The following is a 12347-nucleotide window of genomic DNA, read 5'->3' as shown; positions in this document are numbered from 1 at the left end:
TCGGCGTTGGTGCAATCGAAGTTAGATCCGTCCGATCTTTGGGAGAATTGCCAGCGGTTGGCGGACACTCATTCGCGAATCGGCATAATCAGCCGAGCGTACCCGATTCTGCCGCCAAGCGAGCAAATTCGGAGCGTAGACGCGGCGCGGCGAAGTCGACAAAGGCACGGACCTTCGGCACCGACATGCGACCTTGGGGTGCGAGCATATGTGCCGGCAGGGGCGGATGCTCGGCGTCGGCGAGCACGATCTTGAGGCGCCCGTCTCTCACATACTCCGCGACATGGTAGGAATAGAGCCGGGTCACGCCGTGGCCCGCGGCCGCTGAGGCGGCTGCAGCCCGCACGCTGTTGACGATGCTTCTCGGCGTGAACTGGACCGTTCTGGGGATGGACGAGCCCTCCGCGGGCGTAAAGCTCCAGGACTCAAGACCGAAATTGGTGAAGGCCACGATCTGATGCTTGGCGAGGTCCGCAGGTTCATCGATACGAGGATGATTGGCGAGGTATCGAGGCGAGGCGACCACGACCCGCCGCACGTCGCCGCCGATCCGCGTGGAGATGAGCGACGAATCCGCCAGATGGCCGATGCGCAAGGCGATGTCGACTCCTTCATCCACCAGGTTGACGAACCGATCGAGAAGAAGAAGCTGGGCCGACACGGCGGGGTAGAGGTCAAGGAAGTCATCGACAATGGGGCGAAGCACCTCTTCGCCGAGGATTGGTGGCGCCGAAATCGTCAACATCCCACGGGGCGCGGAACGCTCTCCTCCTGCGAGCATGTCGGCTTCCTCGAGGTCGGTGAGCACCCGCCGACAGGCGGCCGCATAGCGTTGCCCGGCCTCGCTCAGCTTGAGCGTGCGGGTCGTGCGATGCAAGAGCTCGACACCGACATGGGCCTCCAGGAAGCTCAGCGCCCGGCTGACCGCCGTCGGTGATCGCTTCAACCGGCGAGCGGCGCTGGCGAGGCTGCCCTCGTCGATCGCAGTAACGAACACTTTCATTGCATCGATGCGATCCATCTTATTCTGCCGTTTTTCGGGAGAGTGACTGCCGTGCACCAAGTATTCCCGCGAAGGCGGCAAGAAGTAAATATGGTGCAGAGGAAGCCGCTGCAATCGGCCAATATCCGGCCAAGTACCAGGAATAGGCTGAGAAGCTGGAACATCTGTGCCCGTGTGGTCATGGACGAGCTATCCTCATGGCACCAAGCCCCGAGTTCGAGAATTATCCCGGCGATCCCACGTTTGGGCGCCTCAAAAGAGGGAGAATGACGATGAAAATCTTGATGGTTTTGACTTCGCATGACCAACTCGGGAACACCGGCAAACCGACGGGTTTCTGGCTCGAGGAGTTCGCTGCACCCTATTATGTTTTCAAGGACGCCGGTGCGGAGATCACGCTCGCCTCGCCGAAGGGCGGCCAGCCGCCGATCGATCCCAAGAGCGACGAGCCGGGCAACCAGACCGAGGCGATGGAGCGCTTCAAGAAAGATCCGGCGGCCCAGAAGGCACTGGCAACTACCATAAAGCTCGGCGACGTCAAAGCCGACGGCTTCGACGCAATCTTCTATCCGGGTGGACATGGCCCCCTGTGGGATCTCGCCGACGACAAGAACTCGATCGCCCTGATCGAGGATTTCTACAACACCGGTAAGCCGGTCGCGGCCGTCTGCCATGGCCCGGCTGTTCTCAAAGAGGTCACTCACCAGGGGCAGCCCATCGTCAGAGGAAAGCGCGTTACCGGCTTCACCAATTCCGAGGAGGAGGCGGTGCAACTGACCGACGTCGTGCCGTTCCTTGTCGAGGACGAATTGAAACGTCTGGGCGGGCGCTTTGAAAAAGCCGCCGACTGGGCTGATTTCACGGTCGTGGATGGGCGGCTAATTACCGGACAGAACCCTTCTTCCTCGACCTCGGCTGCCAAGGAACTGCTCAAGCTTCTGCAGTAGCCGTCTCCAGCACGGGCTGGTTCGCCGGCGGCATTTGCGGGTACAGGAGGTTCCCGGGACCTCCTGCAGCATTTTGATACACATCCGCTTGGAGGAGGACACAAGCCGGATACTTCGCTCTGGTCTCTTGCTGCGCGTGTCAAGCGCGACCGACGCTGAATAAGGCGTTGGTTCATTGCAGAGGGACGACGATGATCCTTTTCACGATAGCCTATCTCGCAGGCGTGCTGACCATTGTCAGCCCCTGCATCCTTCCTGTCTTGCCCTTCGTGTTTTCCCGAGCCGGTCAACCATTCACGAGGAGCATTCTTCCGATGCTCCTCGGAAAGGTCGTGACATTCGCGGGCGTGGCGACGCTTGCTGCGATCGGCGGGGACTGGGCCGTCCAGGCGAATGAGGCCGGCCGATATGCGGCGATAGTGGTGCTCGCGGTCTTCGGCGTGATGTTGCTTTCGCCGCAGGTTGCAGCGATCGTCACCCGGCCGGCAGTCGCCCTCGGCAACCGGCTCGCACGACAGACGGCCGCGCAGAAGGCGAGCGTTGGAGCACCTCTGCTCCTTGGCGTAGCAACGGGGCTTCTATGGGCGCCCTGCGCCGGGCCGATTCTTGGGCTGGTCCTGACCGGTGCCGCACTCCACGGCGCCAACGTCGAGACGACTCTTCTGCTCACCGCCTACGCGGCGGGTGCGGCCACCTCGCTCGCCCTCGCTGTACTCGCCGGCGGAAGGGTGTTCGCGGCGATGAAGCGGTCGCTCGGTCTTGGCGAGCGTCTGCGGCAGGTGCTTGGCATCGCCGTGCTCGCCGGCGTCGCGGCAATTGCGCTCGGCCTCGATACGGGGATGCTGGCACGCCTGTCTTATGCGGGCACGGCGAATCTTGAGCAGTCGCTCCTGAACCGTCTGGGTGCCGACACCTCCGGAGCGGCAACTGTAAATCGTGCCGCATCGGCCGCGAACGGTCAGCGGCAGACGTATCGAAGCAGCTTGCCGGTGGAAGGCATTCTCCCACCGCTCGACGGTGCCGTAGAGTGGCTGAATTCCAAGCCGCTGACAGTGGAAGAACTGCGCGGCAAGGTCGTGCTCGTCGATTTCTGGACCTACTCCTGCATCAATTGCATTCGGACGATCCCCTATGTTCGCGCCTGGGCTGAAAAATACCGGGACCAGGGGCTAGTGGTCATCGGCGTGCATGCACCTGAATTCGCCTTCGAGAAGAGTATCGACAACGTCAGGCGGGCGGTACAGGATTTCAAGATCGGCTATCCCGTTGCGATCGACAACGACTTCGCGATCTGGCGCGCCTTCGGGAACAGCTACTGGCCGGCGCACTATTTCATCGATGCCGAGGGGCGGATCAGATATCACCACTTCGGAGAGGGCGAATACGAGCAGTCCGAGCGCGTCATACAGGAACTGCTGGCGGAAGCGGCGGGCAGCCACCGGAACGGCAGCGATCTCGTGAGGCCGGAGGCAAAGGGTGCCGAGACCGCGCCCGACTTCGCCAATCTGCAGTCGGGCGAGGACTATGTCGGCTACATGCGTGCCGCGAACTTCGTATCGCCCGAAGGTGTCGCGGCCGACGAGCCACGCGACTATACGACCGGAAAGCCTCGCCTCAACCAGTGGGGCCTCGCCGGCAACTGGACCGTCGGGCCTGAGCAGGCGACACTCAATCGCGCCGGCGGAGGCATCACCTACAGGTTCAGCGCCCGCGACCTGCACCTCGTCCTCGGACGAGGGGCCGGCGACAGGGAAGTGCGCTTTCAGGTGAAGGTCGACGGCGTTTCACCGGGTCCGGATCACGGTTCGGACGTCGACCGCGATGGCAACGGTACGGTTTCGGAAACGCGGCTCTATCAACTCGTACGCCAATCGGGAGAGGTGCGGGAGCGGACGTTCGAGATCCGCTTCCTTGATCCAGGTGTTGAAGCATTCGTATTCACGTTTGGATAGCGGAAGCAAGCCTCGGGCAGCGAGGGATGCTGCCCGGTCGAGCGGCGAAGGGGTTCCGTCTCTCGACCGCCTCCACCGGGCTGCCGCGGTACCCCGCCAGCGTCACAATCACTATGGTCAGACGCAAAAGAGGAGAGTTCACATGCGCATTCTTGTGATGGGCATTGCCATCGTCGCGCTCGCCGCCGCGCCCTGTGCCTGGGATTCCGATCCGCGGGAGCCGTCGGCGATCGTCGCGCTCTTCGGCGGGGCGATAGTTCCGGCCGACGCCCGACGGTGATGTCCCGACGGCGTTGCCCCCCGGACAGAAACAGCCGACGCGCTATGTCCTAAAATGCCGGATATATGACATTTGAGACATTGTCGTTTCGGACTAGTATCAGGGCTCCAAATCCAACGGAACGGAGTCCCTCATGACCCAGCATTCGAAAGGTACCGCGCTTATCACCGGCGCATCCTCGGGCATCGGTGCGATCTATGCCGATCGCCTGGCGCGCAGGGGATATGATCTGATCCTGGTCGCTCGCAACCGTGCCCGCCTAAGTGAACTGGCCAGGCGCCTTGCCGACGACACCGGCCGCAGCGTCGAGGTGGTCACCGCGGATCTCGGTAATAAGGCCGATGTCCATCGCGTCGAGAAGATCCTTCAGACCGACGCCAGCATCACCATGTTGGTCAACAACGCCGGCGTTGGCGCGACCGCCCCGCTGCTCAACTCCGATATCGAGAAGATGGAAGAGATGATTACGCTGAATGTCAGCGCGCTGACGCGGCTGACCTATGCTGCGGTGCCCAGCTTTGCGGCACGCGGGACCGGTGCGATCATCAACATCGCTTCGATCGTCGGCATCGCACCGGAAGTGCTGAACGGCGTCTACGGCGGCAGCAAGGCCTTCGTCCTCGCTTTCACCTTGTCGCTTCAGAAGGAGCTTGCCGAGAAGAATATCCGCATCCAGGCCGTACTCCCCGGCGCGACGGCGACCGATTTCTGGGGCATTGCCGGAACGCCGCTGGAACATGTGCCGAGTGAGATCGTGATGCCTGCCGAGGACATGGTGGACGCGGCGCTCGCGGGCTTCGATATGGGTGAACGGATCACGATACCGGCACTGCCGGACGCCGCTGATTGGGATGCCTACGAGGCAGCCCGCCAGAAGCTGATGCCGAACCTTTCCCGCAGTGTCCCCGCCGCCCGATATCGAGCAGCGGCCGGCTAACGCGTTCTCTTGGAGCGATACGGTATGCGCTCCGGAGCGCGTACCGCCTCAAATGATGAATGCACGACCAGTCGTCGAAAGCGCGATAGCGACGGCGGGCATTCGAAAGGCCGAAAAGATGAGCGAGACACCACAGGGTTTATGTCATGTCGCAGATGCCATATATACAGCAATTCCAGCCAGGGAATTGCGTCATGCATCGGATCGGCTTTGTCGTCTTTCCAGGATTCCAGCTCATGGGCTTCGCGGCGGTGACCGCCTTCGAGATGGCCAATATCGCGCTGGGAGAGCCGGCCTACGAGATAGAGCTGCTTTCGGAAACGGGCGGGGAGGTCAAAGCGTCCGCCGGCTTCGGTGTCCTCACGAAAGCCTTCGATGACGCCGCCTATGACACGGTGATGTTCGGCGCCAGCTCAACGATCGAGCCGATGACGGCGGGATTGATCGAGTTCGCGCGTCATGCGCTCGAAACGGCGCGGCGCGTAGCGGCCCCATGCACGGGCGCCTTCATCCTCGCCGAAGCTGGCCTGCTGGACGGGCGTCGGGCGACGACCCATTGGGCCTTCGCGCGCCAGTTCCAGGAGCGGTTCCCGACGGTCAAGCTAGAGGAAGATCGCATCTTCATTGTCGACGGAAGCGTGTGGACGTCTGCCGGGATGACGGCGAGCATCGATCTCGCGCTTGCGATGATCGAGAAGGACCACGGCCAGGACATTGCACGCGCGGCCGCCCGCAAGCTCGTCGTCTATCATCGGCGCGCCGGCGGCCAGTCGCAGTTCTCCGCATTGCTCGAGCTCGATCCGAAGTCTGACCGGATCCAGCGATCGATCGACTACGCCAAGGCTCACTTGCGCGGAGTCCTGTCGGTGGAAGAGCTGGCGGATGCGGCCGGGCTGAGCGCGCGACAGTTCAGCCGGGCGTTTCGGGCCGAGACCGGACAGTCGCCGGCCAAGGCGGTGGAGAATATTCGCGTGGAGGCGGCCCGGCTGATGATGGAGCAGGGCCGGCATTCCATGGACGTGATCGCCGAGGAAACCGGCTTTGCCGACCGCGACCGCATGCGCCGGGCCTTCCTTCGCACGCTCGGCCAGCCGCCACAAACGATCCGGCGGAATGCGCGCGAAAGCGCATAGGCAGCCGGAAGCGGCCCCCGATCTGGTGTTTCGCCAACCTCGGCGAGTGCCGACGCAGCGGCATGAAATTGTATCTCAATATGTCTGCGCGCCCGATTTCGACATTGGCTTTCAATTTCGCCGGCTGAGGACACAGTGAAGACAAGTGGGTGCCGGCACCTGTCGCTGTCTTCACGCAATCGGGGAAGAAGTCGATGACAGAGCAAATCAACCAGCCGCGGCGGCATTTCATGGGCATGGCGGCATTGACGGTCGCAGCCGCCAAACTCGGCATGACGAGCATCGCCCATGCACAATCAGCCACTGAGGTCCGCATTCCTGCGACCGCACCTGGCACGAACACATCCTTCGCCTCGCTCAAGCAGATCGAGGCCGGCCTGCTCAATGTCGGCTATGCCGAGCTCGGTGCGAGCGACGCCCCTGTGGTCATTCTTCTGCATGGCTGGCCCTACGACATCCATACCTATGTCGATGTGGCGCCCTTGCTGGCCACGGCCGGCTACCGCGTGATCGTTCCCTATCTGCGCGGCTACGGGACGACACGCTTCGTGTCGCCCGACACGCCGCGCAACGGCCAACAGTCGGCAATCGCCGCCGACATCATCGACCTGATGGATGCGCTGGGGATCCAGAAGGCGGTCATCGCGGGCTGCGATTGGGGCGCGCGCACCGCCAACATCATCGCCGCTCTTTGGCCGGAGCGGTGCAAGGCCCTGGTTTCGGTGAGCGGCTATCTGATCGGCAGCCGTGACCTGAATAAGAAGCCCTTGCCGCCAAAGGCGGAACTCGCCTGGTGGTACCAGTTCTACTTCGCTACCGAACGCGGCCGAGCCGGCTACGAGCAAAACCGCGCCGAATTCGCGAGGCTCATCTGGCAGCTCGCGTCGCCGAAGTGGAATTTCGACGACGCCACCTTCAATCGCAGCGCAGCGGCATTCGAAAACCCGGATCATGTCGACATCACGATCCACAATTACCGCTGGCGGATCAGCCTGGCTGACGGCGAGCCGAAATACGATGATCTGGAAGCGAAGCTCGCCAAACTCCCATCGATCGGCGTGCCGACGATCACGCTCGAGGGCGATGCCAACGGCGCGCCGCATCCGGAGCCCGCAGCCTATGCCAAGAAGTTCTCGGGCAGGTATGAGCACCGGTCGGTCACCGGCGGCATCGGCCACAACCTGCCGCAGGAGGCACCACAAGCATTTGCCCAGGCCGTGGTCGACGTCGATCGTTTCTGATCAACTTCGCCAGCAGGCGGTGATGTCCGAACTCGTGTACCGCGCTGGTGACGACCACTCTAGTGTGCAAGACGCATCATCAGGGCTTCATCGGTACCTCCGGCTTCTCCGGAGTTGCCGATGACGAGCAGTGAGCCACCCGAGCGCGTGACGTGCATTCGTATCGCAATGTGTCTGTCCTCTATTCTGTGAGGATTGGCTGACATTTCGCGCCCGTCCCGAAACATCCGAGACACGTGCAGAGTGCCAAGTCTGCCTCGACAGTCGAACAAGGCAGTCACGCATCGAGGGCCGAGAAGATGCGTGCCAGCATGGCCGAAAAAGCCGTATATACGACATTTGAGACATGAATGCTTTGCCCTAGTATTGGCACTCGAAAAGAACTGAATGAACCCGTGTTTTACTCGAAGATCGAAAGTATCGCCGTCATCAGCATTTGCGTTTCACATCAAATCGGCGGCGGTTCGTCGACGTCACAGAATAGGAGAATGACATGTCCAGACTCTATTCGTTGCTTGATAAGCGTCGTGTTGCGGCCTCCGTTTTGGTCGGAGCCATCGGGGTCTTTCTTCCCACGGCCGCCGCCTACGCCGGAACGATTTCTGCCGCTTCCGGCAGTGCTACAACCGTTGGGCAGCCTTCGGTGGTCGGTGCGGCTGAAACCAAACCGGCCTTCGACGAATCCATCCGTCCCTTCCAGTTCCGTGCAACTGACGAGGCCCTTGCCGACCTCAAGCGGCGCATCGTGGCAACCAAGTGGCCGGGGCGGGAGCTGGTCTGGGATGCCACCCAGGGCGTGCAGCTCGACACCATGGAGAAGCTCGCAAAGTATTGGTCGACGGACTATGACTGGCGCAAGTTCGAGAAGAAACTCAATGCCCTTTCGCAGTTCGTAACCAACATCGACGGGGTCGACATTCACTTCATTCACGTACGCTCGAAGCACAAGAACGCTTTGCCGGTGATCGTCACGCATGGGTGGCCCGGCTCGATTGTCGAACAGATGAAGATCATCGATCCCCTGACGAACCCCACGGCCCATGGAGGGACCGAGGCGGATGCTTTCGACGTCGTCATACCGTCGCTGCCCGGCCATGGATTTTCGGGCAAGCCTGACGAACTCGGCTGGGATCCGGTCCGGATCGCTCGTGCCTGGACGGTGCTGATGAAGCGCCTGGGCTACACCAGATACGTCGCGCAGGGCGGCGACTGGGGTGACGCGGTCACCGAGCAGATGGCCGTTCAGGCGCCGCCGGAGCTCATCGGCATTCACACCAACATGCCGGGCGCAGTACCGAAAGAAATCCAGAAGGCGCTTGATGTCGGCGGCCCGCCGCCGTCCGGCCTCTCTCCCGACGAGCTTCGGGCCTATGAGCAGCTCGACTTCTTCTACAAGAACGGCCTCTCCTATGCCCTGGAGATGAGCAAGCGCCCGCAGACGCTATACGGGATCGACGACTCGCCGATCGGGCTGGCAGGCTGGATGCTTGACCACGATGCACGCAGCTATGACCTCATCGCCCGCGTCTTCGACGGTGAGCGCGAGGGCCTGACGCGAGACGACGTGCTCGACAACATAACCCTCTACTGGCTGACCAACACGGGAGTGTCTTCGGCACGCCTCTACTGGGAAAATAAGCTCGCGTTCTTTGCCCCGAAGGGCATTACAATACCGGTTGCCGTGAGCGCATTTCCGGACGAACTCTATCAGGCACCGCGCTCCTGGGCAGAGAAGGCGTTTCCCAAGCTCATTCATTACAATCGGCTGGAAAAAGGCGGACACTTCGCCGCCTGGGAACAGCCGGAGGTCTTCACGCAGGAACTCAGAGCCGCATTCAGATCCTTGCGGCAGTCGATTTGACAAACAAGAGGCGCGCCCATGGCGCGCCGCCCTTCTAAAACCTAAGGAGAAAGCCATGACAACCGAAACCAGCACCGGGGGAGCGCCAACGGTCGACCTGAAGCTCGAGGTCGTCGTCATCCCCGTTTCCGACGTCGATCGTGCCAAGAATTTTTACGGCGGCCTCGGCTGGAGGCTCGACGCCGACTTTGCCGTCGGTGACGCGTTCCGCGTGGTGCAGTTCACCCCGCCGGGTTCGCCGAGCTCGATCCACTTCGGGAAGGGGATCACCTCGGCCGCGCCCGGCTCGGCAAGCGGGATGTACCTGGTCGTGTCGGATATTGAGGCGGCGCGCGCTGAACTCGTCGGCCGCGGCGCAGAGGTGAGCGAAGTTTTTCATCGCGCCGGCCCCGGACAGCCGCCCGTGAGCGGACGGCACCCCGAGCGGGGCAGCTACCGCTCCTATGCCACGTTCAGCGATCCGGACGGCAACGGCTGGCTCATCCAGGAGGTGACCGAGCGCTTGCCCGGACGCGTCGATGCGAGCGCCACGACATTCGCCTCGGCGGCGGACCTCGCGAGCGCCTTCCGGCGTGCGGAGACGGCACACGGCGAATACGAGAAGCAACTCGGCCACCGGGACGAGGACTGGCCCACCTGGTACGCCGAGTACATGGTGCGCGAGCAGACCGGAGCGGCGACCGCCGCATGAACGAATGCGGGAGCAGGGCGGCCGAGCCCGCCCTGCTGCCGTGGAAAGCGGCAGTTAACACTTTAGGTGAAGTGAAATATCTAACCAGTTGAGAATACACAATTCAGGACGGAACTCCGCTATGCATCCTTCCTGGAATTGCGCTACTGGCGGAGGGCTATTTCTGCCGCAAGGCCGCCACCTTCGCGGTTGCGCAACGTCAATGAAGCGCCGATGACGGTGGCAAGCTGCTGGGCGATGGCAAGGCCGAGGCCCGTCCCACCGGTGTCGCGGTTGCGCGACTGCTCCAGGCGGTAGAAGGGTTCCATGACCGCTTCCAGCTGACTTTCCGGAATGCCAGGGCCTCGATCGAGAACCTTTATGATCACGGTGTCATCGGCGCGACGCTGCACCTCGATTTCCGCGCTGCCGCCGAACTTCAGCGCGTTGTCGATCAGATTGGTGAGGATTCGCTTCAAGGCGTGCGGCCGGATCAGGATGGCCCCGCTGCTCAATTCTCCGACTGTGACGGCCTTGCCGGTATCTTGATAATCATAGGCCAGGCTCTCGATGAACGAGGGGAGGTCGATGCGCGATGCCTGTTCGTCGTTGCCATGGGCGCTGCGCGCATAGGCGACTCCTTCCTTCACGAGACGTTCGACTTCATCGAGATCCTGAATGAGCTTGTCCCTGTCGACGGATTCTTCGGCCATTTCCGCGCGGAGCTTCATGCGCGTAATCGGCGTCTGGAGATCATGTGAAATCGCCGCGAGGATCTGCACGCGCTCCTCCAGATACTGTGCGATGCGATCACGCATCGCATTGAAGGCCGTTGCCGCATAGGCGACTTCCCTTGGTCCAATCTCGCTGAGCCGCGGCGTGTTGCTGTTCGGGTCAAGCGTGTCGACGGCTCTCGCGAGGTTGGCGAGGGGACGGACGGCTTGGCGCATCGCGAGCCAGCTGCACAGCACCAGGAGGGCAAGCTGCGCAACGAGTACGTAGGGCAGCCAGTCAGCCACTGGCATGACGCCCCTTGGCGTGACATCGATCGTCAGCGGTTCGCCGTCGCTCAAACGAAGATGGGCCTGAAAATGGCGGGCCCCGCCCGGGATCGCTTCAACCTCGATTGGGTATTTCGCGCCGATCGCGGTCTGGATCCTGGAGGCGACCTCGACGTCATCAGCCCCAAGCACGGGATTGCCGGGGATGCCTTGCCCCAGAACGAACCGGTAGGAGCCGCGGGCAAGTTGATCGAGCCAGGCGGCACGCTCGGCGGCCGGGAGCCGGTCAAGGATGGCGATCGATGTCGCGACGTCATTTTCGAGCGTATTGAACATCACCGACCTGGCGGCGATGTAGCGTTCGGAAAACAGCACCGCAAACGACATGGCGTGGGCGATCCCCAGGCCGGCAAGCAGAATGACGAACAGCCGCGCTCTGAGTGTGCGCGGCCACAGGCGAATTCCGTTGAGAACGGAGGGCGCCATCAGCGGGGTTCCACGATTTCGACCGGCATTGAAAAGACATAGCCCTCGCTGCGCACGGTCTTGATGTAGGCCGGTTCCCGGGCATCGTCGCCGAGACGCTGGCGAACCCGGCTGACAAGGAGATCGATGGAGCGGTCGAAGAGTTCGGCATCGCGGCCCTGCGTGAGATTGAGCAGCTGATCGCGATTGAGGACGCGTTGCGGGTGATCGATGAAAACCCGCAGAAGGCGGTATTCGGCTCCGCTGAGTGCAATGACCGTTTCGTCGGAGTCAACGAGATGTCTCGCCGTCGTGTCCAGCCTCCATCTGCCGAAACGCAGCAGCTGCCCAGCCTCGGAGATCTGAAGATTTGGAGGCAGCATGCGCGCGCGCCGCAGGACCGCCTTAATGCGGGCCAGCAGTTCGCGCGCCGAAAACGGCTTGGCGAGGTAGTCGTCCGCGCCCATTTCAAGTCCGATGATGCGATCCATCTCGTCGGAGCGGGCGGTCAGCATGACTATGGGCGTCGCCTTGTGTCTGCCCACACGCAGCTCGCGGCTCAAGACGAGGCCGTCGTCTCCCGGCATCATGACGTCGAGAACGATCAGATCGACCGTATTACCTTCGAGGAATGTGCGCATCTGGCGCCCATCGGCGACGGCGGTAACGCGCAGGCCGTTCTTCTTCAGGTAAGCCGATACCAGCTCCCGGATTTCCCGATCGTCATCGACGACCAGGATGTGATCAATGTGCTCCATCGCGCGATCTCCACCGTTCAACAGCCATTCCTTATCAAAATCAGCATGCTGTGGCAGCATCGCTCGACAGTGCGCCTATGGCGAGGTGCTTAGAGCGGG

At 62.1% G+C, this 12347-nt stretch carries 11 protein-coding genes; 8 read left to right on the top strand and 3 right to left on the bottom strand.

Going from position 1 to position 12347, the window contains the following annotated elements:
* Positions 1–88: 88 nt before the first annotated feature.
* On the bottom strand, positions 89–1021 hold the full coding sequence (locus QA637_RS23920) for a LysR family transcriptional regulator (RefSeq protein WP_283065113.1): 933 nt from the start codon (positions 1019–1021) through the stop codon (positions 89–91).
* A gap of 254 nt (positions 1022–1275) precedes the next feature.
* Here QA637_RS23920 and QA637_RS23915 point away from each other — a divergent pair, with 254 nt between their 5' ends.
* The 8 genes from QA637_RS23915 to QA637_RS23880 all read left to right on the top strand — a co-directional run bounded on the left by QA637_RS23915 (position 1276) and on the right by QA637_RS23880 (position 10045).
* Positions 1276–1950 (top strand): type 1 glutamine amidotransferase domain-containing protein, encoded by a 675-nt coding sequence (locus QA637_RS23915; protein ID WP_283065111.1) that lies wholly within the window; start codon positions 1276–1278, stop codon positions 1948–1950.
* A gap of 191 nt (positions 1951–2141) precedes the next feature.
* Positions 2142–3902, top strand: coding sequence for a cytochrome c biogenesis protein DipZ (locus QA637_RS23910; protein WP_283065109.1), 1761 nt, complete (start codon positions 2142–2144; stop codon positions 3900–3902).
* Positions 3903–4044: 142 nt separating this feature from the next.
* Positions 4045–4182 carry a hypothetical protein gene (locus tag QA637_RS23905; protein WP_153437622.1) on the top strand — a complete coding sequence of 46 codons (138 nt, stop codon included), beginning with the start codon at positions 4045–4047 and terminating at the stop codon, positions 4180–4182.
* A 133-nt stretch (positions 4183–4315) separates the two neighbouring features.
* Entirely contained in the window at positions 4316–5119 is an 804-nt protein-coding gene (locus QA637_RS23900) for an SDR family NAD(P)-dependent oxidoreductase (RefSeq protein WP_153437623.1), read from the top strand.
* Between the two features lie 194 nt (positions 5120–5313).
* Positions 5314–6252, top strand: coding sequence for a GlxA family transcriptional regulator (locus QA637_RS23895; protein WP_283065107.1), 939 nt, complete (start codon positions 5314–5316; stop codon positions 6250–6252).
* Positions 6253–6446: 194 nt separating this feature from the next.
* Entirely contained in the window at positions 6447–7493 is a 1047-nt protein-coding gene (locus QA637_RS23890; RefSeq protein ID WP_283065106.1) for an alpha/beta fold hydrolase, read from the top strand.
* A 493-nt stretch (positions 7494–7986) separates the two neighbouring features.
* The gene (locus QA637_RS23885) at positions 7987–9354 is read left to right on the top strand and encodes an epoxide hydrolase family protein (protein ID WP_283065103.1); all 1368 of its coding nucleotides are present in this window, start codon (positions 7987–7989) and stop codon (positions 9352–9354) included.
* Positions 9355–9409: 55 nt separating this feature from the next.
* A complete protein-coding gene (locus QA637_RS23880; RefSeq protein WP_153437628.1) occupies positions 9410–10045 on the top strand; it encodes a VOC family protein in 636 nt (211 codons plus the stop codon).
* Between the two features lie 143 nt (positions 10046–10188).
* Here QA637_RS23880 and QA637_RS23875 read toward each other — a convergent pair whose 3' ends face one another.
* Positions 10189–11514, bottom strand: coding sequence for an ATP-binding protein (locus QA637_RS23875; RefSeq protein WP_153437630.1), 1326 nt, complete (start codon positions 11512–11514; stop codon positions 10189–10191).
* Entirely contained in the window at positions 11511–12248 is a 738-nt protein-coding gene (locus tag QA637_RS23870; RefSeq protein WP_153437632.1) for a response regulator, read from the bottom strand. The genes QA637_RS23875 and QA637_RS23870 overlap by 4 nt, the downstream gene beginning before the upstream one ends.
* Positions 12249–12347: the final 99 nt, after the last annotated feature.

The organism is Sinorhizobium terangae (assembly GCF_029714365.1).
Taxonomy (GTDB): domain Bacteria; phylum Pseudomonadota; class Alphaproteobacteria; order Rhizobiales; family Rhizobiaceae; genus Sinorhizobium; species Sinorhizobium terangae.
This window is presented reverse-complemented; position numbering and strand designations above follow the sequence as displayed.

Coding starts and splice junctions, on each gene's coding strand:
- QA637_RS23920 (WP_283065113.1), bottom strand. CDS start 1,021: ATGGATCGCATCGATGCAATGAAAGTGTTCGTTACTGCGATCGACGAG.
- QA637_RS23915 (WP_283065111.1), top strand. CDS start 1,276: ATGAAAATCTTGATGGTTTTGACTTCGCATGACCAACTCGGGAACACC.
- QA637_RS23910 (WP_283065109.1), top strand. CDS start 2,142: ATGATCCTTTTCACGATAGCCTATCTCGCAGGCGTGCTGACCATTGTC.
- QA637_RS23905 (WP_153437622.1), top strand. CDS start 4,045: ATGCGCATTCTTGTGATGGGCATTGCCATCGTCGCGCTCGCCGCCGCG.
- QA637_RS23900 (WP_153437623.1), top strand. CDS start 4,316: ATGACCCAGCATTCGAAAGGTACCGCGCTTATCACCGGCGCATCCTCG.
- QA637_RS23895 (WP_283065107.1), top strand. CDS start 5,314: ATGCATCGGATCGGCTTTGTCGTCTTTCCAGGATTCCAGCTCATGGGC.
- QA637_RS23890 (WP_283065106.1), top strand. CDS start 6,447: ATGACAGAGCAAATCAACCAGCCGCGGCGGCATTTCATGGGCATGGCG.
- QA637_RS23885 (WP_283065103.1), top strand. CDS start 7,987: ATGTCCAGACTCTATTCGTTGCTTGATAAGCGTCGTGTTGCGGCCTCC.
- QA637_RS23880 (WP_153437628.1), top strand. CDS start 9,410: ATGACAACCGAAACCAGCACCGGGGGAGCGCCAACGGTCGACCTGAAG.
- QA637_RS23870 (WP_153437632.1), bottom strand. CDS start 12,248: ATGGAGCACATTGATCACATCCTGGTCGTCGATGACGATCGGGAAATC.